The organism is Hahella sp. HN01 (assembly GCF_018986435.1).
Lineage (GTDB): Bacteria > Pseudomonadota > Gammaproteobacteria > Pseudomonadales > Oleiphilaceae > Hahella.
In genome coordinates this window covers 296,630-320,567 of sequence record NZ_JAHMIN010000001.1, presented here as the reverse complement: position 1 = coordinate 320,567, position 23,938 = coordinate 296,630, and the positions used below count along the sequence as shown (strand labels likewise).

Annotated in this window: 22 protein-coding genes; 8 read left to right on the top strand and 14 right to left on the bottom strand. The window is 53.5% G+C overall.

The genetic code is table 11. The features are described from left to right. Position 1: 1 nt before the first annotated feature. Positions 2-523 (bottom strand): LPS assembly lipoprotein LptE, encoded by a 522-nt coding sequence (gene lptE / locus KP814_RS01505; RefSeq protein ID WP_216735083.1) that lies wholly within the window; start codon positions 521-523, stop codon positions 2-4. Positions 524-527: 4 nt separating this feature from the next. Beyond that, the gene (gene leuS, locus KP814_RS01500; protein ID WP_216735082.1) at positions 528-3,113 is read right to left on the bottom strand and encodes a leucine--tRNA ligase; all 2,586 of its coding nucleotides are present in this window, start codon (positions 3,111-3,113) and stop codon (positions 528-530) included. Between the two features lie 250 nt (positions 3,114-3,363). On the opposite strand from leuS, the gene KP814_RS01495 reads away from it, so the two are divergent. After that, a complete protein-coding gene (locus tag KP814_RS01495; protein WP_216735081.1) occupies positions 3,364-3,936 on the top strand; it encodes a zinc ribbon-containing protein in 573 nt (190 codons plus the stop codon). On the opposite strand, the gene lnt is transcribed toward KP814_RS01495, so the two are convergent. From lnt to miaB, 5 genes are read right to left on the bottom strand one after another with little or no spacing between them, the layout of a single operon-like run. Next, on the bottom strand, positions 3,933-5,474 hold the full coding sequence (gene lnt / locus KP814_RS01490; protein ID WP_216735080.1) for an apolipoprotein N-acyltransferase: 1,542 nt from the start codon (positions 5,472-5,474) through the stop codon (positions 3,933-3,935). The two genes, KP814_RS01495 and lnt, sit on opposite strands and share 4 nt — an antisense overlap. Further along, on the bottom strand, positions 5,471-6,313 hold the full coding sequence (locus tag KP814_RS01485; RefSeq protein ID WP_216735079.1) for an HlyC/CorC family transporter: 843 nt from the start codon (positions 6,311-6,313) through the stop codon (positions 5,471-5,473). Before KP814_RS01485 ends, lnt begins: the two co-directional genes overlap by 4 nt. A gap of 10 nt (positions 6,314-6,323) precedes the next feature. Continuing rightward, positions 6,324-6,794: an rRNA maturation RNase YbeY gene (ybeY, locus tag KP814_RS01480; protein WP_216735078.1), complete on the bottom strand. Its 471-nt coding sequence runs from the start codon at positions 6,792-6,794 to the stop codon at positions 6,324-6,326. Between the two features lie 55 nt (positions 6,795-6,849). Then, on the bottom strand, positions 6,850-7,818 hold the full coding sequence (locus tag KP814_RS01475; protein WP_216735077.1) for a PhoH family protein: 969 nt from the start codon (positions 7,816-7,818) through the stop codon (positions 6,850-6,852). Between the two features lie 36 nt (positions 7,819-7,854). Beyond that, positions 7,855-9,195 carry a tRNA (N6-isopentenyl adenosine(37)-C2)-methylthiotransferase MiaB gene (gene miaB / locus KP814_RS01470; protein WP_216735076.1) on the bottom strand — a complete coding sequence of 447 codons (1,341 nt, stop codon included), beginning with the start codon at positions 9,193-9,195 and terminating at the stop codon, positions 7,855-7,857. Positions 9,196-9,418: 223 nt separating this feature from the next. Between miaB and KP814_RS01465 the strand changes: the two genes are divergently transcribed. Beyond that, positions 9,419-9,754, top strand: a complete 336-nt coding sequence (locus KP814_RS01465) for a DUF1820 family protein (protein WP_011399083.1) — start codon at positions 9,419-9,421, stop codon at positions 9,752-9,754. Positions 9,755-9,821: 67 nt separating this feature from the next. Here KP814_RS01465 and KP814_RS01460 read toward each other — a convergent pair whose 3' ends face one another. Continuing rightward, a complete protein-coding gene (locus KP814_RS01460; protein WP_216735075.1) occupies positions 9,822-10,862 on the bottom strand; it encodes a nucleoid-associated protein in 1,041 nt (346 codons plus the stop codon). Between the two features lie 202 nt (positions 10,863-11,064). Here KP814_RS01460 and KP814_RS01455 point away from each other — a divergent pair, with 202 nt between their 5' ends. Further along, a complete protein-coding gene (locus KP814_RS01455; RefSeq protein ID WP_216735074.1) occupies positions 11,065-12,189 on the top strand; it encodes an alanine--glyoxylate aminotransferase family protein in 1,125 nt (374 codons plus the stop codon). Positions 12,190-12,253: 64 nt separating this feature from the next. Here KP814_RS01455 and cysN read toward each other — a convergent pair whose 3' ends face one another. The 3 genes from cysN to KP814_RS01440 form a co-directional block, all read right to left on the bottom strand. After that, positions 12,254-13,909, bottom strand: coding sequence for a sulfate adenylyltransferase subunit CysN (gene cysN / locus KP814_RS01450; protein ID WP_216735073.1), 1,656 nt, complete (start codon positions 13,907-13,909; stop codon positions 12,254-12,256). Positions 13,910-13,974: 65 nt separating this feature from the next. Beyond that, positions 13,975-14,883 (bottom strand): sulfate adenylyltransferase subunit CysD, encoded by a 909-nt coding sequence (gene cysD / locus KP814_RS01445; RefSeq protein ID WP_216735072.1) that lies wholly within the window; start codon positions 14,881-14,883, stop codon positions 13,975-13,977. 303 nt (positions 14,884-15,186) lie between these two features. Then, positions 15,187-15,567, bottom strand: coding sequence for a PilZ domain-containing protein (locus KP814_RS01440; protein ID WP_253938085.1), 381 nt, complete (start codon positions 15,565-15,567; stop codon positions 15,187-15,189). A gap of 261 nt (positions 15,568-15,828) precedes the next feature. Here KP814_RS01440 and rimO point away from each other — a divergent pair, with 261 nt between their 5' ends. Beyond that, complete coding sequence (gene rimO, locus KP814_RS01435) at positions 15,829-17,148, top strand: 30S ribosomal protein S12 methylthiotransferase RimO (protein WP_216735070.1); 1,320 nt, start codon at positions 15,829-15,831, stop codon at positions 17,146-17,148. Between the two features lie 55 nt (positions 17,149-17,203). Here rimO and gatB read toward each other — a convergent pair whose 3' ends face one another. The 3 genes from gatB to gatC all read right to left on the bottom strand — a co-directional run bounded on the left by gatB (position 17,204) and on the right by gatC (position 20,515). Further along, positions 17,204-18,646 carry an Asp-tRNA(Asn)/Glu-tRNA(Gln) amidotransferase subunit GatB gene (gene gatB / locus KP814_RS01430; RefSeq protein ID WP_216735069.1) on the bottom strand — a complete coding sequence of 481 codons (1,443 nt, stop codon included), beginning with the start codon at positions 18,644-18,646 and terminating at the stop codon, positions 17,204-17,206. Between the two features lie 52 nt (positions 18,647-18,698). Continuing rightward, positions 18,699-20,153: an Asp-tRNA(Asn)/Glu-tRNA(Gln) amidotransferase subunit GatA gene (gatA, locus tag KP814_RS01425; RefSeq protein WP_216735068.1), complete on the bottom strand. Its 1,455-nt coding sequence runs from the start codon at positions 20,151-20,153 to the stop codon at positions 18,699-18,701. 74 nt (positions 20,154-20,227) lie between these two features. Next, on the bottom strand, positions 20,228-20,515 hold the full coding sequence (gatC, locus tag KP814_RS01420) for an Asp-tRNA(Asn)/Glu-tRNA(Gln) amidotransferase subunit GatC (RefSeq protein ID WP_216735067.1): 288 nt from the start codon (positions 20,513-20,515) through the stop codon (positions 20,228-20,230). A gap of 331 nt (positions 20,516-20,846) precedes the next feature. On the opposite strand from gatC, the gene KP814_RS01415 reads away from it, so the two are divergent. From KP814_RS01415 to KP814_RS01400, 4 genes are all read left to right on the top strand, one after another. After that, positions 20,847-21,884, top strand: a complete 1,038-nt coding sequence (locus KP814_RS01415; protein ID WP_011399070.1) for a rod shape-determining protein — start codon at positions 20,847-20,849, stop codon at positions 21,882-21,884. Positions 21,885-21,949: 65 nt separating this feature from the next. Beyond that, positions 21,950-22,861, top strand: a complete 912-nt coding sequence (mreC, locus tag KP814_RS01410) for a rod shape-determining protein MreC (RefSeq protein WP_371824022.1) — start codon at positions 21,950-21,952, stop codon at positions 22,859-22,861. Positions 22,862-22,866: 5 nt separating this feature from the next. Beyond that, the gene (gene mreD, locus KP814_RS01405) at positions 22,867-23,340 is read left to right on the top strand and encodes a rod shape-determining protein MreD (protein ID WP_216735065.1); all 474 of its coding nucleotides are present in this window, start codon (positions 22,867-22,869) and stop codon (positions 23,338-23,340) included. Next, complete coding sequence (locus tag KP814_RS01400; RefSeq protein ID WP_216735064.1) at positions 23,333-23,938, top strand: nucleoside triphosphate pyrophosphatase; 606 nt, start codon at positions 23,333-23,335, stop codon at positions 23,936-23,938. Before mreD ends, KP814_RS01400 begins: the two co-directional genes overlap by 8 nt.

Genomic DNA, 23,938 nt, shown 5'->3' with positions numbered 1-23,938 from the left:
CTCAGTTCGCCGCCGGCGCCGAAGCTCGTTCGCTATATACCGCCAGACGATTGAGAATTTCTGTAGCGAGCAGCTTGTCCAGGTCATCGCGAATGCTGTTCTCTTCCTTCTCTTTGCCAAGCACGCTGAACTTGTCATATTGATAAGACTGGAACTGCTGTAGCGACGTTGGTTGAATCAATGGCTCGCCCTGCGCGTCGGTCAGGCTGAAAGTGACTTTGCGGGAAAGCTCATACTCGGCGGCGTTGGCGCTACTGTCCAGACTTACGGCGCGGCGGCTGTTTTCAACGCCCCCGATCGCCAAGGTGGGAGCATCAGCTCCTCCTTCGCTGACCTGAACAGAAGCTTGCTGCAGGCTTTCGCGCACTTTTCCGCAGAGCACTCTGGCGTCGCCCTCCGGGCAGCTCAAATTGAGCGCCTGGAGAGAAGAGGGGAGTTCCATCTGGCCGCGCAGATGAAAACCGCAACCGCTGACGAGGAGGCCAGCCATCCCCGCCAAGAGTAGTCTTATGGCAATTCGCATCGCTTTACTTCACCACGATGTTGACCAGTTTACCTGGTACAACGATGACTTTAACGACGGTTTTGTCTTCCATGAAGCGCTGAACGTTCTCGTCATCGAACGCCATTTTCTCAAGCTCGTCTTTGCTGGCGCTTGCCGCCGCCTGGATGCGTGCACGCAATTTTCCGTTCACTTGAACAACCAGCTCTATACTGTCTTTCTCAAGCGCTTTTTCATCCAGTTTTGGCCAGGTAGCGTTCATGACGATGTCTTTGTGCCCCAGCTCGCGCCACAGTCCGTGGCTAATGTGGGGAACAATCGGAGCCAGCACTAGCACGGCTGTTTCAAGCGCTTCCTGTACAACCGCCAAACCTTGGGGCGAATCGTCTTCAAAACGGCTTAACTCATTCAACAGCTCCATCACCATCGCGATGCCAGTGTTGATCGCCATGCGCTGATTAAACTCATCCGTCATCTTTTTGATGGTTTCATGAGTTTTGCGACGCAGTGTGCGCTGAGCTTCATTCAGTTCGGCCACATTCAGCGGCGCAGCCCCTTTCTTCTCAACGTGCGTGTGCACCAGTTTCCACAGGCGGCGCAGGAAACGATGTTGACCTTCAACGCCGGACTCTGACCACTCCAGTGATTGCTCAGGCGGCGCTGCAAACATGGTGAACAGGCGAACAGTGTCGGCGCCGTACTTGTCAATCAGCTCTTGCGGATCAACGCCGTTGTTCTTGGACTTGGACATTTTCTCCTTGGGTCCAATGATAACGGGCTGACCATCTTCATTGAGGAAGGCCTTAGGTGAGTTGCCGTGAGCATCAATATCAATGCGAACGTCTTTAGGATTGAAATAGGTTTTCTTGCCGGATGGATCTTCGCGGTAGAAGGTTTCTGCGATCACCATGCCCTGGCACAACAGCTTCTTGAATGGCTCGTCGCTATCCACTAAGCCTTCGTCACGCAGCAATTTGTGGAAGAAGCGCGAGTACAACAAGTGCAGAATGGCGTGCTCGATCCCGCCTACGTAGTAGTCTACGGGCAGCCAGTAATTGGCGGCTGCGGGGTCCAGCATGGCGGATTCCAGGTTAGGGCAGCAGAAGCGCGCGTAATACCAGGAGGACTCCATGAAGGTGTCGAAAGTGTCAGTTTCCTGGGTGGCTGGCTGGCCGTTATAGCTGCGCTTGCTCCAGTTAGGATCTGCTTTTATAGGGGACTTGACGCCGTCCATTTCCACGTCCTCAGGTAACCTCACGGGGAGGTCGGCCAAAGGAACGGTTACTTCCGAGCCATCTTCCAGCGTCATCATGGGGATTGGAGCGCCCCAGTAACGTTGGCGGGATACGCCCCAGTCACGCAGACGATAGTTGACTTTTTTCTCACCGATTCCCATTGAGGTCAACTTTTCGGCGACCGCATCAAACGCTTCCAGAGACGTCATGCCGGTAAATTCGCCAGAGTTGACTAGGATGCCCTTCTCGGTAATAGCTTTTTCCTGAATATCCGCCTCATCGGCGTCGATGACGGAAATAACCTGTTTGACGGGCAAGCCGTACTTCAGCGCAAACTCGTGGTCGCGCTCATCGTGACCGGGCACGGACATTACTGCGCCAGAACCATAGTCCATCAGGACAAAGTTGGCGACCCAGATCGGCGCAGGCTCGTTTGTAAGCGGGTGGATGACGAAGAAGCCGGTGTCCATGCCGCGCTTTTCCATCGTGGCCATGTCCGCTTCTGCGACTTTGGTGTTTTTACACTCGTCCAGGAATTTCGCCAGATCAGGATTATTGGTGGCGGCTTCCAGCGCCAACGGATGTTGTGGCGCGATAGCGACGTAAGTGACGCCCATGATGGTGTCAGGGCGCGTGGTGTATACCAGCAGGTCGCCATCGTGGTCTTTCAGCCTGAAGTGGAACTCAACCCCTTCAGACTTGTTGATCCAGTTGCGCTGCATGGTTTTGACCTGTTCAGGCCAATTCTCCAGCTGGTCCAGATCATTGAGCAGTTGCTCCGCGTAGTCCGTAATCTTAATGAACCATTGCGGGATTTCGCGACGCTCCACAACCGCGCCGGAGCGCCAGCCCTTGCCGTCGATAACCTGCTCATTGGCTAATACTGTTTCGTCCACCGGGTCCCAGTTCACCGTGGACATTTTTTTGTAGACCAGCCCTTTCTCGTAAAGGCGGGTGAAGAACCATTGCTCCCATTTGTAGTATTCAGGGCGGCAAGTGGCCAATTCGCGATTCCAGTCATAACCGAAGCCCAGCAGCTTCAACTGGTTTTTCATGTAAGCGATGTTTTCGTAAGTCCACTTGGCCGGCGCAACGTTGTTTTTCAACGCGGCGTTTTCCGCCGGTAGACCGAATGCGTCCCAGCCCATGGGTTGGAGAACGTTCTTACCCTGCATCCGCTGGTAGCGGGAGATGACGTCGCCGATGGTGTAGTTACGGACATGGCCCATGTGGAGCTTGCCGCTGGGGTAGGGGAACATGGACAGGCAGTAGAACTTCTCTTTGCCTGGCTCCTCGTCCACTTTGAATGCATCGGTTTCTTCCCAGAACTTTTGCGCTTCCTGCTCAACTTTTTTTGGGTGGTACAGTTCTTCCATCGGTCGTCTTTTTTCGCCTGATCGCTTTAATTAAGGTTTATCGCCCCGGATCAAAAACGTCGGCTTGCAAGCGTGACATAATCCTTACTGATGGACTTTGCGTCGGCAAGGCGCTGGGGCGTGTAAACACAATGGGTTAATGGCGGACTTTCCGCCATGAAAGCCGTTTATTCTAACCTAATAGTGTTGACTACAGATAGGGTTGGAGTAGGGTTGAAAACAAGATCTCGCATATCCGGGAGGTTAAGGTATGAAGCAGGAGGATAAAGCGCCTGAACATGTCGTACAGGCGTACAACAATATTCTGCAGCGCGTTGAGAAATCTCTCGCTGATGTTGAAGTAAAGACATGGGAGACCGTTAAGCAGGAGATTGATCAGGCTGTCGAGTTTGAGCAGGGGCTGGCGAAGCTGACCAAGGAGGAATGGAATCTCCTGGAGGCCTACGTCAAACGCGACATGAAAGAGCTTTACCACTTTGTTGCGGAGACGGGTAAAGGGCTGCGCGAGTGGCTGAGGCTGGACATTGACCTGATTGAGCAGCGCATCGGCGACGCGCTACTGTCCATCGCGGATAAAACCCTGGTGGATTTGGAGAAGCTGGATTACCAGCTGCACCATGATCCGGGAACCTATGTCGCAGGCGAGGTCGCTTGCCCGGGCGTACTTAAATGCGATCAGTGCGGCAAAATGGTCTGCCTGGTGGAAACGTCGCATATCGACACCTGTCACCGGTGCCAGGGCATCTATTTTCAGCGGCTTACATCCCGTTGGCCCTATGAACCCGAGCTTGAAGGAGATGGCGCTCCAGAAGGCGAAGACTAACCCGCCTGCTCCAATGCGGCGGCGGGAGCTTCCGTCTGCTCGCGCCGTCCCAGTAATAGTGCGCCAGCCAGTAACAGCGTCGCGATGATCAGAATTGGCCAGGATCCCAGCCGTGAGAAGGGCGTAGTTCCTTGGCGTAATTCTACCTCGCCGCTTAGAGTGGTCGCTTGAAACTGCGGTGCGCGAGAGGCTATGCGGCCATGCGGGTCAATGATGGCGGTAATGCCGTTATTGGTGGAGCGCAGCATAAACTTATCGTTCTCCAGCGCTCTCATTTGTGCGATTTGCAGATGCTGGTGTGGCCCAATAGAGGCCCCGAACCAGCTATCATTGCTGACCGTCACCAATAACTCAGGCTCTTGCGCCAGCTTTGCCACGAAGTCTGGATACACGACTTCGTAGCAGATGAAAGGCATCAGGGTGGCGTCCCGAAAACGAATTGGGGCTTGTGTCGGCGAGCCCTTTTGCATGCTGGACATGGGTAGATTAAAGAAGTCGATAAGCCCGCGCAGCCATGACTCCAAGGGCACGTATTCGCCAAAGGGCACCAGCTTTTGCTTGTTGTATGAGCCTTCGCCTTGGCCCAGCGCGATAAAGCTGTTGTAAATATTTATCCTGGCGTCTTCACCTCTATCTGCGCTGAGAATGCCCATCATCAAGGCGGCGTTGTTTTCTTTTGCTTGCTTGTCCAGCTGCTTGAGCAGTGGTCCCGCCTGACTGCTGAAATAAGGGAGTGCGGTTTCCGGCCAGATAATCAGGTCGCTGTCCCAGAGTGGTTCGGTGAGAGTGAGATAAGTCTCTGTAATAACCTCACGATTTTCGCGAAGCCATTTTACTTCCTGTGCGATGTTCGCCTGCACCATGCTGACCTGAATAGGTTCGCCTCGTGGAGTCGTCCATTCAATTTGCTGTAATAAGGCCCCTCCGCCCCAGGCTCCGACGATTAAGGTTGCGGCGCAGGCCAGGCCAGTCAAAGATTTGCGGTTACGATAGCTGAGGTTTAAGGCGTGGCAGGTCAGCCATAAGAGAAAGGCCACGCCATAGACGCCCAGTATCGGCGCCCAGCCGGATAATGGCGTTTCGATAAAGGCGACGCCCAGAAACAGCCAGGGGAAGCCTGTCAGTAACCAGGATCTGACCCATTCGAACAAAACCCACATGGCGATAAAAACAAGCCCTTCCAGGCCCGGCGATAAGCGTCTCCGGGTCAGGCGGGCGGTTATCGCAAATTGCAGCATGGGGAATAAGGCTATGCCGGCGACAAACGCGGCGGTCAGGATAAAGGCCAGCACTGCGCTGGCGTTGCCATGTTCATGGATGCTGACGTAAACCCAGGAAGCGCCGGAGCCAAATAGTCCGAGGCCAAACGCCCAGCCTTGCGCCAGAGCCTGTTTGATCTTGCCGAATTGAAATACATTCAGCAGGATCAAGGCGGCGGGAAAGGCGCAGAACCACAGGTTGTAGGGGGCGAAACCAAGGGTGAACAGCCCGCCTGCGGCGGCCGGAGCCACCCAGTTTCTCAGCAAAGCGGACTTCATGCCGTGCGGCTGACCTGGATCAGGCGAATCTGGCGGCTGTCCGCGTTGAGTATCTTGATGTCGAAGCCGTTAAAAGAGACGGTTTCACCCCGTTTGGGCAGGCGCCCAAACTGCTTGATGACCAGCCCGCCAATTGTGTCGAACTCTTCTTCGTCCAGGTTGGTGGTGAAGTATTCGTTAAACTCTTCCACCGGGGTCAGCGCTTTGACGACATACTGGTTGTGGCCAGTGCATTTGATGAGGCTTTCTTCATCGAAGTCATGTTCATCTTCGATTTCGCCAACAATCTGCTCAAGCACGTCCTCGATGGTCACCAGACCGGCCACGCCGCCATATTCGTCCACCACAATCGCCATGTGATTGCGGTTTTCCTTGAACTCTTTCAGCAGCTGATTCAAACGCTTACTCTCAGGAATAAACCATACGGGACGCAGAATGTCCTGAACTTTGCTTTTGTTTAATTCGTTTTTCAGCGCCAGTCCAAGCAGGTCTTTAGCCAGCAGAATGCCCACGACTTCGTCTTTGGATTCACCGATGACAGGGTAGCGGGAATGGGCGGACTCAAGCAGCTCGTCCATGTACTCCTGAGGGCTTTGTGAAGCCTTGACGACGCTCATTTGAGCGCGAGGAATCATAATTTCCCTGACCTGCATGTCTGTGACCTGCATGGCGCCCTCAATCAGGCTTAGAGAGTCGGGATCTATGATGTTGCGGTTTTCCGCCTCCCGCATAATCTGCAGGAGTTCTTCCTTGTTTTGCGGTTCATCGGAAAAGGCCTGGGTTATACGGTCAAGCCATGAGCGAGAGATTTGCTGGCTACCCGAATGATCGTCACTCATTGATGTTGTGTTACCCTTCAGCTAACGAACTGTTGGTGGCGTAGGGAGGGGGAAAGCCCAGACTGGTCACCAGTTCTGTTTCGAGACTTTCCATAACCTCTGCTTCCTCGTCAATTATATGGTCGTATCCCTGTAAATGCAGCATCCCATGAATGACCATATGAGCCCAGTGCGCAGCGGCGGTTTTTTGTTGCTCAACGGCTTCGTTGAACACTACCGGCGCGCAAATAACCAAGTCGCCCAGCAGGGGCAAAGTTAATCCGGGCGGGTTTTCAAAAGGGAAGGACAGGACATTGGTCGGCTTGTCTTTGCCGCGATACTGCGCGTTCAGCTCCTGGCTTTCCTCCGCGTCAACGATGCGGATGGTCACCTCATGGTCGCCTGTTTCGCGCAGGGCTGCTTGCGCCCACAGAATCAGCTGTTCTTCACTTGGAAGGTCAGCCTCTTCCGAGGCTATCTGGATATCGACGTCGAGACTCATAAACTGCTTTATTTAGATGCGTTTGCTTCGTTTATATGGGCTTCGGCGACGATTTTCAAATGGAATTTTTGTTAAATGCTTCGTACGCATCAACAATTCTTTGTACAAGCGGGTGACGAACGACGTCTTTGCTCAGGAATTTGGTGACGCTGACGCCTTTGACGTCCTCCAGTACTTTCAATGCTTGAACCAGTCCGGATGGGACGCCTTTCGGCAGGTCGACCTGGGTGGGGTCTCCAGTAACTACCGCAGTTGAGCCGAAGCCGATCCGGGTCAGGAACATCTTCATCTGCTCTGGCGTGGTGTTCTGACTTTCGTCCAGGATGATAAAAGCGTTGTTCAGCGTGCGGCCGCGCATGAAAGCCAGCGGCGCAATTTCGATCAGCCCTTTCTCCAGCAGTCGATTGACGTGCTCGAAACCAAACATCTCGTATAACGCGTCGTACAGAGGGCGCAGATAGGGGTCGACTTTTTGCGCCAGGTCGCCGGGCAGGAACCCTAGTTTTTCTCCCGCTTCAACCGCTGGGCGCACCAACAGAATTCGTTTTACCTGGTCGTCGGCCAGCGCTTGTGCTGCGCAAGCGACCGCCAAGTAAGTCTTGCCTGTGCCTGCAGGGCCTACGCCGAAGTTGATGTCGTGCTGCAGGACGGACTTCACATAGTGAATCTGGTTTTGACCGCGTGGCCGAATATGTAGCTTGGGCGTGCGGATGACAACGCCGCCGGAAGAGCTGCTTGTTTCGTCTTCTTCCTCTGCTCCGGACTCACGAATAAACAGATGGACTGTATCGGGTTCTATGGACGTGGAAGCTTCTGTTTCACGGTAAATATGACGGATGATTTCCGCCGCCGCCTGGGCGTTCTTTTCTTCCCCAAACAGAGTGAAGGCATGTCCACGATAGGCGACGCGCACCTTCAGGCGGCGTTCGATTAAGCGCAGGTTCTCGTCAAACTGCCCGCATAGCGCTTGCAGTCTGATGGGGTCAGCAGGTTCCAGCTTAAAGCTGATGGCTGGTTCGTTCAAAACATATCGCCTGATAGTGTGATATGGGCCGGTGACTTAATAGTCCAGGCCATCAACGCGTTCGCCGCGCAGTGAGTTGGGCAAGGCTGCAGTGATGGTGACATCGACAAAACGCCCGATAATGTCATGACTGCCGCTACGGAAGTTCACCACACGATTGTTTTCGGTGCGTCCCTGTAGTTCGCCAGGGTCTTTCTTGGATACGCCAGTCACCAAAATACGCTGGGTGGAGCCGACCATTTTGCGGCTGATGTCCTGTGCGAACTGCAAGATGCGCTGTTGCAGAATCGCCAGACGCTGCTTCTTGGCTTCTTCGGAGACGTTGTCTTCCAGGTTCGCGGCGGGAGTGCCCGGGCGAGCGCTGTAAACGAAGCTGAATGAGTGGTCAAAGCCTATCTCATTGATCAGATTCATGGTTTCCTCGAAATCCGCGTCAGTTTCCCCGGGGAAGCCAACAATGAAGTCAGAGGACAGGCTGATGTCAGGACGAATCTCTTGCAGGCGACGCAGTTTGTCTGTGTACTCCGCCACAGTGTGGCCGCGCTTCATCAGGTTCAGTATACGGTCGGAGCCGCTTTGCACGGGTAAGTGCAGGTGGCTGACCAGCTTGGGAACGCTGGCGTAGACTTCGATAAGCGAGTCGGAAAATTCGACCGGGTGTGAAGTGGTGTAGCGGATGCGATCAATGCCATCGATTGAGGCGACATAAGTGATCAGTTCCGCCAGATCCATATAATCGCCGTCGTGGGTCAGCCCCCGGTATGCGTTGACGTTCTGGCCGAGCAGGTTGACTTCACGCACGCCTTGTCCGGCCAAATGCGCGACTTCCGCAATGACGTCGTCCACAGGGCGGCTGACTTCTTCGCCGCGAGTGTAGGGCACTACGCAGAATGTGCAGTATTTGCTGCAGCCTTCCATGATGGAGACGAAGGCGCTGGCGCCCTCGCTGCTGGGCATGGGCAGGCGGTCGAACTTTTCAATCTCGGGGAATGTGACGTCCACCATCGGGATCTTTTGATGGGCGACGGAGTTGACCATTTCCGGCAGACGATGCAGGGTCTGCGGGCCAAACACCATATCCACGTAAGGCGCGCGGTCGCGAATGGCGTCGCCTTCCTGGCTGGCGACGCAGCCGCCGACGCCAATCAGCAGATTAGGGTTCTTTTCTTTAAGCGTTCTCCAGCGGCCTAACTGATGAAACACTTTCTCCTGGGCTTTTTCCCGGATAGAACAGGTGTTCAGCAGTAAAATGTCCGCCTCATCGGGGTTGTCGGTGAGCTCAACGCTATGACTCTCACCTAATAAGTCAGCCATGCGCGAGGAGTCATACTCGTTCATCTGACAGCCATAGGTTTTAATAAAGAGTTTTTGCGCCATTCAAAACCACCCGAAGAATCTGCGAACTTAAAAATTGGGACCGCGTATTATACGTTTTAGGCGGGCTCTAGTGTAGGGGGGCGTTCAAAAAGTTAACAGTATGGACTCCAGAGCCCGGTGGAGGCTGTGATATGATTGCGCCGGTTTTCAGCGTCTCCCCTTTGTTCTCAAGGCTTACGAGGGCGATACGGATAGTTGAGCGATTGAATTTACAGGTGTGTTTATGTCGAATAAGACGAGTAAAAAAGTTTTTCGGGTCGTTTACTTTAATCAGGATGAGGTATTCGAGCTGTACGCGAGTAAAGTCTATTCCAGCGAGCTGTATGGGTTTATTGAGGTGGAGAACTGGTTGTTCGGTGAGCGCTCACAGCTACTGGTCGATCCTGCGGAAGAGAAGCTCAAAGGGGAGTTTGCAGGGGTAAGCCGTTCCTTTATTCCCATGACCTCCATCATCCGTATCGACGAAGTGGAGCAGCAGGGAACAGCAAAGATCTCCTCCGGCAAGTCCGGAGGGACCGTGGCCAGCTTTCCCCGTCCCCCAGTGAAAACGGATCGCTAGCTCTGATGGCGGCGCCGTATTCCCGGCGCTGCCGCTATCTTCTTAAACTTGCGTATTGATCCCCGGCTTATTCGGCGTTGTCGTCCTGATTCTGTTCTTGCTCATCTTGCGGGCTCAAATAGCGTTTTAACTGCGCTTTCAAAGACTTGGGGATCTCCATGATAATGAGGGCGTCTTTCTCGCTGTCGTAAATAATGCTTTCATTGATTGCTTCGGAAGAGAACGACAAGCTCATGCCAGAGCCTCTGCCTGCAAAGCGGACGAGCTGTTTTAGCTTGCGGCTGTCAGGGCGCAGCGCGGCTGGAGCTTCTGGTATGGCTTCACGCATAAAGTGGGCGAACTTGTCGGGGTTTTGTTCATCCATAGCGATGGACAATTCTTCAATTTGTACCGCTTCCCCCAGTTTCTCCTGGTCTGAGCAGAACTCAACCGCCTTTTTCTTCAGCTTGGCTGCGCTTTTCGGGTCCAGTGACTCCGCGAAGCGCTCCAGGCCGCTCAACACCACTTCAGTTTCTTTGGCGGTGTCCACATGGGTGGCGAAACCAAAACTATGGCAGCCCGCTTCGCCTATCTTGCGCAGGTTGCGTTGTAGATAGACGGTGGCGCAGTCAGGCTGATTGCTGGCGAAAAGTGGGTCTAGCTCGATACGCAGGGCGAAAGTGATGGCTTGCGGGTCCAAGTGCTCAATGGGCTCGATTTGCAATTCGTTGGTGACGACATTGGTGACGCTGCTTTCCAGGACAAAAATATAAAGGGTGCGGGCGTCGCCCTGCTGGTCGTGAATCCACAATAAATAGCTCTGTGTGGTGAGGGGGATGACGTCCAGTTTTTCTTTGAAATCGGCCAGGCCTTTTTCGGTTAACTGCTGGAAGGACATTTTCCCTTCGTACCAATCTTTTAACCTGGGACCGAAACTTTGACCCTCCGCATGGAGGTTGATACGGCCAAAAGCCTTACCTGTCTTAGCTGCGAACAATCGACGTAAAGTATGAAAAACAGCCTCATTGTCCGCACCTGTCTTGGGCAGTTGTTGCGGAATTCGGGTCTGGCTGGCGTCGTCTTCGGAGAATTTTTCCAGTACCTGAATGCTGAGTTCGCTGATCGCCATAGTAGGTAAGCCTTAATCGAGCCTGAGTGTGCGGAGAGACGCCGGACGAAGCCGTGTCCTAGTTAAAGGCGGATTGTAATCGCCCCAGTAAAGAGTGCAAGGCTGCTGTGCGGGCATTCTGAGTTTTACTCAGCAACCGTGAGATATGTTGCGTTGTCTTGTAGACTTCCTTTATCCATAACAATGATTCAAGGAACCAAGCATGAGTACAGGCTTTACTATTCCCAACCGGTTACTGCTGGGGCCCGGACCTTCGAACACGCCCGCCAGTGTGCTTGCGGCGATGTCGCAACCGACCATCGGTCATCTGGACCCTGTCTTTATCAATATGATGGATCAGATCAAACAGATGTTGCAGGCGACATTCAAGGCGCAGAATAGATTGACGATGCCTGTTTCGGCGCCAGGCTCCGCTGGTATGGAAACCTGCCTGGTTAATTTGCTGGAGCCGGGGGATCAGGCGATTGTCGCGATCAATGGCGTGTTCGGCAAACGTATGGTGGAAAACGTCGTTCGTGCGGGAGGCGTACCGATTGTTGTTGAGTTTGAGTGGGGTAGCCCAGTTGATCCGCAGCGTATTGAGGAGGTTCTGAACGAGCACCCCAATGTGCGGCTATTGGCGTTTGTGCATGCGGAAACGTCCACTGGCGCTCGTTCCGATGCTGAGACCTTGTGTCGTCTTGCGCATGAGCGTGGCGTGTTGTCCGTCGTCGATATGGTTACTTCCTGGTGCGGTATAGAGGTGGATGTAGACGGCTGGAAAGCCGACGCGATATACAGTGGCGCGCAAAAGTGTCTTTCTGCGGTGCCAGGCATTGCGCCAGTGTCATTCAGTGAAGCGGCGGCGGAGCGCATTCGCTCCCGCACTAAGCCCGTGCAGAGCTGGTTTCTGGATATGAGTCTGGTGATGGCTTACTGGGCTGAAGGCGGGCAGCGGGCGTACCACCACACCGCGCCGGTCAATACTCTGTACGCTATTCATGAGGCGCTGCGCCTGGTTTTGGACGAAGGGCTGGAGAATCGCTGGGCGAGGCATAAGGCTGCGCATGAGGCCTTGGTGAGAGGCGTGGAGTCGCTGGGGCTATCCTTCCTGGTGGAAGAGCCTTACCGTCTGCCGATGCTGAATGCGATTAAAGTGCCGGAAGGTGTTGATGAAGCGGCGGTGCGCACTAAGCTGCTGACGGATTACAGCATGGAGATTGGCGCTGGGCTTGGGCCGCTGCAAGGGAAAATCTGGCGTATTGGGCTAATGGGAAATAACGCTACGATAGAATGTGCAAATCGCGCGGTTAGCGCTTTGGGCGAATGCTTGCAGGCATTGAAGTAACGGGAAATAAAAAAGGCTCCAGGGCGAAAGTCACCCTGGAGCCTTTGAATAGACTAAGAAAGCCTTACACGAAGTAGTGCTTTTCCACCAGCTCACCGATGACACGGTTAACCTGTGTTGAAAGCTCTTTCTCATCTGTCGCGCTTACCGTCGCGGCGACTTCACCTTCGTATGACTCAACGCCTTGGGTGGCGATGACCAGCAGACCGGCTTTCAGCAGAGCGGTTAATGTGGCTTCAGCCAGAGTTTCCTCTACAACCACTACCGACTTACCGCGTTCAAACAAGTTGCGTTCCAGTGCGTAAGCCAGTTTATCCGCCAATTCGCCTTCGACTTTAATCAGGCCAGGCTTGTGGCCGTTACGGGCTTCACGTTCTGAGTCAGTAATGGGGGCGAAAGCAGCGATGTCTGCATCGTCTACAGCGCTTTCGATCATGCCTGCGCCGATAGTCACGTTAGTCAATCGGTCAACGATGATAAACGCGCCGGTGGTGCGGTTGCGTGAATAGGGGTCAAACACCAAAGGCTGGTTGAGCGTGACTTCACAGGAGCCGATTTCATTTAACTGCAGCGTATCGGTTTCGCTCTTCTCCAGTGTATTAACATCGATCTGATGATGGATGCGGCTGACAGAACCGGTCGCCAGATGCGTAGCCTGCTTGATGTAGTATTGGCGTCCAGGTAGTAGCGGCGCTTCGCTCATCCAGACGATATGCGCCCGCATCCGGTTGGATACGCAGGGAACATTGTCTGGGCGAACCAGTACGTCGCCGCGGCTGATATCGATCTCGTCGGCTAATGTCAGCGTCACGGCCTGGTCAGAGAAAGCTTCTTCCTGCTCGCCCTCGAAGGTGACGATGGACTTGACTGTACTGGTTTTGCGGGAAGGCAGCGCCATGACTGGATCGCCCTTGCGGATAATCCCCGAGGACACGGTTCCGCTGTAACCGCGGAAGTCCAGGTTCGGACGATTGACGTACTGCACGGGCATGCGGAAATCGGACAGATTCTTGTCGCGGGAGATTTCCACTGTCTCCAGGATTTCCATCAGCGGCTTGTCTTTGTACCAGGGCATCGCCGGTGAGTTGGAGACCACGTTGTCGCCATCCAGCGCTGAAATCGGTACGAACTTCAGGTCGTGTAGAGTCAGGCCCTTAGCGAAACTCAGATACTCCTGCTTGATCTCTTCGTAACGCTCCTCGCTGTAGTCCACCAGGTCCATTTTGTTCACCGCCACCAGAATGTGCTGAATGCCCAGCAGTGAAGCGATGAAGGTGTGGCGCTTGGTCTGTTTCAGTACGCCGTGACGTGCGTCGATCAGAATGATGGCCAGTTGCGCAGTGGAGGCGCCGGTGGCCATATTGCGCGTGTATTGCTCATGGCCAGGAGTGTCGGCGATGATGAACTTTCTCTTGGCGGTGGAGAAATAGCGATAGGCGACGTCAATCGTGATGCCTTGCTCGCGCTCCGCCTGAAGACCGTCCACCAGCAGGGATAAATCGAGCTTTTCGCCCGCATTGCCGGATTTAGCGCTGTCTTTCTTGATGGCTTCAAGTTGATCTTCATAGATCATCTTGGAGTCGTGCAGCAATCGACCGATCAGGGTGCTTTTGCCGTCGTCAACGCTGCCGCAGGTTAAAAGACGAAGCAGCTCTTTGTGTTCGTGCTGCTTCAGATATTCGAGAATGTCTTCGCTGATTAGGTTTGATTGATGTGACATGGACCGTACTCAATTAAATTCTGCTAAATGAATGCTTCCCTGAAGGCGCTTCTTCTCCAAATGGATCAGAAGTAGCCTTCGCGTTTCTTTTGCTCCATCGAGCCAGCCTGGTCGTGGTCGATAACGCGACCTTGACGCTCAGAGCTGGTGGTTAGCAGCATTTCCTGAATAATTTCCGGCAATGTGGTCGCCGTAGATTCGATAGCTCCAGTCAGCGGGTAGCAGCCCAGAGTACGGAAGCGCACGTCTTTTATCATCGGGGTTTCGCCCGGCTTTAAAGGCATGCGGTCATCGTCCACCATGATCATCGTGCCGTCGCGCTCGACAACTGGGCGCTTGGCGGAGAAGTAAAGAGGGACGAGCTCGATGTTCTCCAGATAGATGTATTGCCAGATGTCCAGCTCGGTCCAGTTGGACAGAGGAAACACCCGGATGCTCTCGCCTTTATTGATCTTTCCGTTGTACAGGTTCCACAACTCCGGGCGCTGATTTTTCGGGTCCCAGCGGTGGTTGGAGTCACGGAAAGAGTAGACGCGCTCTTTCGCGCGAGATTTCTCCTCGTCGCGACGGGCGCCGCCGAAGGCTGCATCAAACTTATATTTATTGAGAGCCTGTTTCAAAGACTCGGTCTTCATGACATCGGTATGCTTGGCGCTGCCGTGAGAGAAAGGGCCGATGCCCTGGCGTACGCCTTCTTCATTTATGTGGACGATCAAGTCCAGTCCAAATTTCGCCGCCTGCTGATCACGGAAAGTGATCATATCCTTGAACTTCCAGGTCGTGTCCACGTGCATCAAAGGAAAGGGCGGTTTGCCGGGAAAGAAGGCTTTGCGCGCCAAATGCAGCATCACCGAAGAGTCTTTTCCGATGGAGTAGAGCATGACGGGGCGCTCGAACTCGGCGGCGACTTCTCTGATTATATGGATACTTTCAGCTTCCAGCTGTTTTAGATGGGTGAGGTTGTAATCAGTCATTTTTTCAACTGCACTCCTTAGTAAGGGGTCTCCGGTAAGGCTGATGTCCGAGGATGATTGGGTTAAAAAACTACACTTACTATACCAAACACTCGGTGATTATAAGAAGAATGGCTTTTAGAAGACTTTATTATGAGGATATAGTTTTCTATGGCCTTTTAGTAGCTTCTGATATACGCAGTTAAGCGGCGCTGCTTGTAGCGGGCTGTTTCTGGCGAATTTTCCGGGGTTCCATCCTGTTTGGGCCGTAGGCCGCAAATAGAAAGCTTGAGATGAAAACCTGGAAAATCCGGCGGCGATTTTCTAACGCAGCTTATTCTCGGCGATATACTGCTCAAGTTGGTGGGTTTGCTCTGGCGTCAATTCTTTGAATTGTAGGCCTACGTGGAAGGCGTTGCGAGCCAGTCGACGAGTGTAAATGACCAGCATCTCTGTCTCTACTTCAACAACATCTTTCTTGCCCAGAGGCAGAGTGAAGCGAATATTGATGCAGACTGGCCGTAATGGCGCGAAGTTTAAGGCGTTTGGCGTCAACGTCTCCAGAATGCAGCGGTCGCACTCAAGCATGAGGCCCGTTCTGGAAATGTTGTTGATGGCCGCGTCGCATTCCCGTTGGTCGCGTGTGGTGATATGAGCGACGAAATCCGTTGGAATGCGCAGATGATGCCTCAGATTTCTTTGCATGACGGTTGGACTGCTTTGAATCATAGTCGGTTAAGTAATGATACTAACATTCAACATGGAAGGCTAAGTGTACCAAATTGAATTTGATTTAAAATTAATCTTTTTGGCATAGAGAGCACGACTTTTTTGTAACAGTGTGGGTATTTTGTTACGGAGTGTAATCTATGTTGCTGGTCGAAGTTTGAGCGATATTTGATCTATTTTCTCGAGCTGAGCTTAGGTAGAATGGCGGCCTTTTTCTGAATAGACAGGTGATGGTAGATGTCCTCTTCTAGCGGCAAAGTGGGTTTCGTCAGCCTTGGCTGCCCCAAAAACACAGTAGACTCGGAGCGTATTCTGACGCAACTGCGTACGGAGGGGTACGAGATATCGGCCAGCTATGAAGATGCGGATGTCGTTTTGGTGAACACCTGCGGCTTCATCGACAGTGCTGTGCAAGAGTCCCTGGACGCCATTGGCGAAGCGTTGCGTGAGAACGGCAAAGTTATCGTGACCGGGTGTCTTGGCGCCAAAGAAGATGTGATCCGCGAAGTGCATCCAAAGGTGCTGGCGGTAAGCGGCCCGCACGCTTATTCGGAAGTGATGAACCAAGTGCATCAAGTGGCTCCGAAGCCTGAATACAACCCCTTCCTCAACCTTGTGCCCGATACTGGGGTTAAGCTCACGCCCAAGCATTATGCCTATCTGAAGATATCTGAAGGCTGTAACCACCGTTGTACGTTTTGCATAATTCCGTCCTTCCGCGGTGATTTGGTGAGCCGTCCTATCGGTGATGTGCTGGGCGAGGCGCAACGTCTAGTGAAAAACGGCGTCAAAGAGTTGTTGGTGATCTCTCAGGACACCAGTGCTTACGGGGTAGACACCAAATACCGTACCGGCTTCTGGGAAGGGCGTCCGGTTAAGACGCGTATGAAGGAGCTTTGTGATGAGCTCGGGCGCATGGGCGTTTGGGTGCGACTGCACTACGTTTATCCTTACCCTCATGTCGATGACGTTATTCCGATGATGGCGGAGGGCAAAATTCTTCCTTATCTGGATATTCCTTTTCAGCACGCCTCTCCTGCTGTGTTGAAAAATATGCGTCGTCCAGCCCATGCAGAGAAAGTGCTGCACAGAATTGGCAAATGGCGTGAGCAGTGTCCGGATATCACCCTGCGTTCCACCTTTATAGTCGGCTTTCCCGGAGAAACCGAAGAAGACTTTCAGGCACTGCTCGACTTTCTTGAAGAGGCGCAGTTGGATCGTGTTGGGTGCTTCAAATACTCTCCGGTGGAAGGCGCGACGGCGAACGAGCTGCCTGATCCTGTTGAAGAAGCGGTCAAACAAGAGCGCTGGGAGCGCTTTATGGAAGTGCAGCAGCGTATCAGCGCCAGTCGTTTGCAGGCGAAAATCGGCAAGCGTATGGACGTGATCGTGGATGAGGTGGTGGAAGAAGGAGCGGTTTGTCGTTCCAAAGCGGATGCGCCGGAAATTGACGGACAAGTGTTTTTAGACAACCAAACTCATCTGAAGCCGGGCGATCTGGTTACGGTGGAGATAGAGGATGCGGATGAGTATGACTTATGGGGGCGTCCAGTATAACTAGCGCATGCAGCCAGTATGAAAAAGAGCCCGTTTAGGGCTCTTTTTTTGGGGGTTAGCTCAGCTTTTGGGCGAGTATTGCCTTCACTTGCTGTGGGTTGGCCTTGCCTTTGGAGGCTTTTATGGCCTGACCGACAAGGAAGCTGATCAATTTTCCGCGTTTAGCTTCATCTGCGGCTTTATATTGTTCGACTTGAGCCGCGTTATTCGCCAAGACCTCATCAACAATAGCTTCAATGGCGCCCGTGTCGGAAACTTGCTTTAGGCCTTTCTTCTCAATAATCTCATCAGCCTCACCTTCGCCATTCCACATGGCCTCGAGCACATCCTTAGCTGCTTTGCCGTTGATAGTGTTGTCTTTCAAGCGCAGCAGCAGCTTGCCAAGCCCTTCAGCCGGGACGGGAGATTGAGATATATCCAGAGAATTCTGGTTCAGGCGTTTGGCTAGCTCTCCCATCACCCAGTTGGCTGTCAGCTTGGCGTCGCCGACGATTCTTGTTGCGACTTCAAAGTAGTCCGCTTGCGCGCGGGAGCTGACGAGCACACCAGCGTCGTAATCAGACAAACCGTACTCTGAACAGAAGCGGGCCAGCTTTTGTTCCGGTAGCTCTGGAAGCTTGCTGCGGATCGCTTCAATATAGGCGTCGTCTATTTCAATCGGCAGCAGATCCGGGTCGGGGAAGTAACGGTAATCGTTGGCGAATTCTTTGCTGCGCATGGGGCGGGTGTCGTCATCGTCGGCGTCATATAGACGTGTTTCTTGCTCGACTTTAAGGCCGCCTTCTATTAAGTCGATTTGCCTTTCAATTTCACCTTGAATAGCCTTTTCGACAAAACGGAAGGAGTTGACGTTTTTGATTTCGGTGCGAACGCCAAACTCTTTCTGACCTTTCGGGCGAACGGAAACGTTGCAGTCGCAGCGCATGGACCCTTGGGACATGTCGCCGTCGGAGATGCCCAGGTAGGTAACGATAGAGTGCAGCTTCTTCAAGTACGCGACGGCTTCTTTGGCGCTGCGCAGTTCCGGCTCGGACACAATTTCCAGCAGGGGCGTACCGGCGCGGTTCAAGTCGATGCCTGTCATGCCATGAAAATCTTCATGCAGACTTTTTCCGGCGTCTTCTTCCAAGTGGGCGCGAGTGATATTAATTGTCTTCTTCTCGCCATTTTCAAGCTGGATGTCCAGTTTGCCTTGCTTGACGGTAGGGTGATCCAGCTGGCTGATTTGATAACCCTTGGGCAGATCAGGGTAGAAATAGTTTTTGCGGTCGAAGACCGAGCGTGTGTTGATTTCGGCGCCGATGGCCAGGCCGAACATCACCGCCATACGCACTGCTTCTTCGTTCATGACTGGCAACATGCCAGGCATGGCCAGATCTACAGCGCAAGCCTGAGTGTTTGGCTCTGCGCCAAAGGTAGTGGCTGCGCCGGAGAATATTTTGGATTTGGTGGCGAGCTGAACATGAACTTCCAGCCCGATAACCGCTTCCCATTCCATGATTTGACCTCTTCGCTAATGGTTGCGTAATCTTTATGTAGTGCGGGTGGGCTTATTCGCCCAGGGCCGGACTGCGTTTATGCCAGTCAGTGTTCAACTGATATTGATGGCCCAGGTTCAATAACCGGGCTTCAGTAAAGTAGTTGCCGATCAACTGCATTCCAACAGGCAGGCCGCCCTTGAAGCCGCAAGGCAATCCAAGCGCAGGCAGACCAGCCAAGCTGGCGGGGATAGTAAAGATGTCCTCAAGATACATCTGTACGGGGTCTGACGTTTTCTCGCCCAGTTTGAAGGCGACATCGGGTGTGGTTGGGCATAACAACGCGTCGACTTCGTTCAGCGTGGACACGAAATCGTTTTTGATCAGGCGGCGGATTTTTTGCGCCTGTCGATAATAGGCGTCGTAGTAGCCTGCAGACAGTGCATAGGTTCCGATTAAAATGCGGCGCTTTACTTCGTCCCCGAAACCTTCGGATCGAGAACGTTGATACAGGTCTTCGAGGTCTTTGGGGTTCTCGCAGCGATGGCCGTAGCGAACGCCGTCGAAGCGCGACAGGTTGGTCGAGCACTCCGCGGGGGCGATAACGTAGTAAGCGGGTACGGACAGCTCTGTATGGGGCAGGGAGACCTCTTTAAAGGAAGCGCCCAGCGACTCATACACTTTTATTGCTTCCTGCAACGCTTTTTCAAGCTCGGCGTTGAGCTGGCTGCTGAAGTATTCTTTTGGCAAGCCGATAGTGAAGCCAGTCAGCGGTTGCGCCAGCGCTGAAGTGTAATCTTCAGTGGGGTTCTGGGCGCTGGTGGAGTCCATGGGGTCGTGTCCGGCCATGACGTTCATTAGCAGCGCCGCATCTTCCGCCGTGCGGGCGAAAGGACCGCCCTGATCCAGGCTCGATGCGAAAGCCACCATGCCTAGGCGAGATACGCGTCCGTAAGTTGGCTTGAGTCCGGTCAGGCCGCAAAATGCGGCAGGCTGACGAATCGATCCGCCTGTGTCCGTACCGGTTGCCGCCGCGCAAAGTCCGGCCGCAACCGCTGCTGCGGAGCCGCCTGAAGAGCCGCCGGGAGCGCGCTCTGTGTCCCAAGGGTTGCGTACCGGGCCAAAGTAGCTGTTCTCATTGGATGAGCCCATGGCGAACTCGTCCATGTTGGTCTTGCCCAATGTGACAGCGCCTGCCTCCATAAACTTGCGGGTGACAGTGGACTCGTAAGGCGGAACAAACTTTTCCAGCATTCTGGAGCCGCATGTCGTCGTCACGCCTTCTGTGCAGAAGACGTCTTTGTGCGCGAGAGGTACGCCATTCAGAATAGAGGCTTCTCCTGCATTGCGGCGAGCGTCGGCTTGTTCCGCCTGAGAGAGAGCCAGATCTTCAGTAATGGTGATGAAGCAATTCAATTCTGGATTGAGGCGTTTGATTCTGGTCAGGTAATCCTGGGTGATTTCACGGGATGAAAACTGCTTATCCCGGAGTCCGCTTATGATCTCGCTAATAGTATGTGGCAACATGCGTATCTCTTACTTTTCTATAGCCGGCACGGCGTTCGCAATAAGTTCTTGGGGAGGCGGGCGTTCCAGTCGTTTTAATCGATGACTTTGGGAACCAGATACAAGCCATTTTCGGTGGCTGGCGCGATGGCCTGAAACTTTTCACGCTGATTGCTTTCCGTTACTTCGTCTTTACGCAGTCGCTGAGTCATTTCCAGCGGGTTGGACAGAGGCTCTACAGCGCTGGTGTCCACTTTCTGCATCTGTTCGACGAAGTCCAGAATCTGTCCCAGATCGCGGGTCAGTTTCGCCACTTGGTCGCCGGGCGTTTCCAATCTCGCTAGCTTGGCGATGGTCTCCAACTGTTTCGACTGGATAGTCACATTATTCTCCTGCTGGGCGTTGCGGTTGGCTTGATTCGGACCTGATCCGATAATTCGATGTTGAATCCGGGCTGGTGAACGCCATTGCAGCGCTCCTGATCGCACCAGAAACTAAAGAGGGCTATTATAAGAGGGTTTGCGTACAGTCTGTAAATGAATTGGCGATTTTTTCCCTGTAAAACGCCCTAAAACAGGCCTTTCTGATGACAATTTTTTAATGGCTTGCGGCTAGGCCCGGGCGGGGCTAAATGATTCTTGCCCTGACCCCTCGCCACTGTTAAAGTTGCCGCAGCATGCCTAACCCTAAAAAGAATACGGATTCAAACGTTCAATGTTTAAACGATTACGTGGTTTGTTTTCCAGCGATCTTTCGATCGATCTGGGGACCGCCAATACACTGATTTATGTTCGTGGAAGAGGAATTGTGCTCAATGAGCCCTCTGTGGTCGCAATTCGTAACCAGGGCGCACAGAAAAGCGTTGCGGCGGTAGGCGCCGAAGCGAAGAGGATGCTGGGACGGACGCCGGGCAACATTACCGCGATCCGACCATTGAAAGACGGCGTCATCGCCGATTTTCACGTTACTGAAAAGATGCTCCAGCACTTCATCCACAAAGTGCATGAAAACAGTTTCATTACCCCCAGTCCTCGCGTACTGGTTTGTATCCCCAGTCGATCCACTCAGGTTGAGCGTAAAGCAATTCGAGAGTCCGCCCTTGGCGCGGGCGCCAGAGAAGTATTTTTGATTGAAGAGCCTATGGCTGCGGCGATTGGCGCCGGTCTGCCTGTTGAAGAGGCGAACGGCTCCATGGTGGTGGATATCGGTGGCGGAACCACTGAAATCGCCATTATCTCCCTGAACGGTATTGTGTACGCCGACTCGGTAAGAGTGGGCGGAGACAAATTTGACGAGGCGATTACCGCTTATGTGCGTCGCAATTACGGTAGTTTGATTGGCGACGCCACCGCAGAGCGGATCAAGCAGGAAATCGGCTGCGCATACGAAGGTCTGGAGCTGCGTGAAATCGACGTGCGCGGCCGCAACCTCGCAGAGGGGGTTCCCCGTAGTTTTACCTTGAACAGCGAAGAAATCCTCGAAGCGCTGCAGGAAGCCCTGGCGACCATCGTACAGGCGGTTAAGAGCGCATTGGAGCAATCGCCGCCTGAACTGGCGTCTGATATCGCTGAGCGAGGGATTGTATTGACTGGCGGCGGCGCATTATTGCGTGGCCTGGACAGTTTGCTGACAGAAGAAACCGGCTTGCCGGTGATTGTTGCTGACGATCCGCTTACCTGTGTCGCAAGGGGCGGCGGTCGTGCGCTGGAAGTTATCGACAAACGCGGCAGTGGTCTATTCTTTATGGAATAACAACTCTTTAACGGAGTTGACCACTTGTTTTCGCCATGTTTTATGGTAGCTTTCTGTGTTTGTAGATAAATACCTTTCCGGACTGTTGGGGAGATTGCGACATTAAAAATATCTTCGTTGAAGGCCCATTTTTAGGCGCACGAATGATATTGGTGGCTGTGCTCTCCATCGCCATCGGATTTGCGGATTATCACCTCAATCTCTTATCTTCGTTACGCGAAACGCTGGCGACTCTCGTCGCCCCCGTGCAATGGGTTGTCAGCGCTCCTTCCGACGTGGTCGACTGGACTGAAGATGCGGTTAAATCGCGCCGCGATTTACAGCAGGAAAATGACGCGCTACGCAACAGGCTTTTGATACTTGAGGCAAAGTCGCAGCGTCTTGCGTCTTTGACTGCGGAAGTTAATCGTCTGCGTGAATTGCTGAATGCTTCGTCTGTGGTGGATGATTCTGTGCTGGTGTCTGAGATCATCGGCATCAACCCTGATCCTTACATGCATGAGGTGGTCGTCAACAAAGGTTCTGACGATGGCGTTTATGTCGGGCAGCCCATGCTCGATTCGCAGGGGTTAATGGGGCAGGTGACGCAAGTGTCGCCGTTGACCTCCCGTGTTCTTCTGATTTCCGATAGCAATCATGCCGTGCCGATTCAGGTTAATCGCAACGGCGTGCGCGGCATTCTCGTCGGCTCCGGCGTATTGGACCGGCTACAACTGATAAACGTTCCCGATACAGCTGATATTGTTGCTGGCGACTTGTTGGTGAGTTCCGGTTTGGGCGGAAAATTCCCGGCAGGCTACCCCGTTGCGAAAGTGACTGCGGTGGTGCATGACCCGGGCGAACCCTTTGCGCGAATCGAAGCGCATCCGTTATCCGAATTAAACCGCAGCAGACACGTTTTGTTAGTATTCAAGAAGAAATCGTCGGAGGTGGGAGACAGGGTTTCCGACGAACCTTCGCCTGAAGAAACTCAGTAGGCCTTATGCCCAGAGATGAGTTTCGCCCAGTCTTGTTCGTATTCACCCTGTTCCTGGCGTTTTGCGTCAGTCTGATTCCCCTGGGTGGTTACGCTGCTTATTTTAGGCCCGAGTCCATATGTATGGTGATGTTTTACTGGACGTTGAAGCATCCCGGCGCCTGCGGCATTCTGGTCGGATGGTGTGTGGGGCTGTTGTGGGATGTCTTGATGGGAAGCACACTGGGAGTGCATGCCCTGGCGTTGGCGCTACAGGCTTATCTGGTGCTGAAGATGTTGCAACGACTGCAAATGTTCCCTTTGATTCAACAGTCTTTTGTTGTGTTCATCATCGTCGGCATTGTGCTGATGCTGTTTCGCTGGATTAATGGCATGCTCGCCCAGCCTGCGACGGATATGGCGTATTTATTGGGCGCTCTGAGTTCTGCGCTGCTGTGGCCGCTGTTTTCGCTACTAATGGAAAAACTGGAAAATGTTTGACGGTAACCCTGGTGGGCGGCGCCTTGTGCTGGCGTCGGGATCTCCGCGTCGGCGTGAAATGATCGCCGGGCTGGGGTGTGAGTTTTCTATCGCCAGTGCGGATATTGATGAAAGCGTTCTGCCTTCTGAAGCAGCGGCGGATTATGTGGAGCGCCTCGCCAGAGAGAAGGCGAAAACAGTATTTGAAGCGCGTAAAGATCAACAGGATATAGTGGTGTTGGGCGCTGACACCACGGTTGTGGCGGGAGGAGATATTCTCGGCAAACCGGTTGATTTTGAAGACGCACAGGCCATGCTGCGCAGGCTGTCAGGGACATGGCATGAGGTGCTGACCTCCGTGGCCTTGGTCGCGGAGGAAGGTTGCAAGGTGACGACGACTTTGAGTCGGGTGCGATTTCGAGAGTTGTCCGAGCAGGAAATTCAGCGCTATTGGGATTCCGGTGAGCCAGCCGACAAAGCGGGCGCATACGGCATTCAGGGGGTGGCCGGGAGTTTCGTGGAGCGCGTGGAAGGCAGCTATTCATCCATTGTTGGGTTGCCTCTTTGCGAGACCGTCGTGCTGTTAAAGGAATTCGGAATCAAGATCTGGTCGGACTAA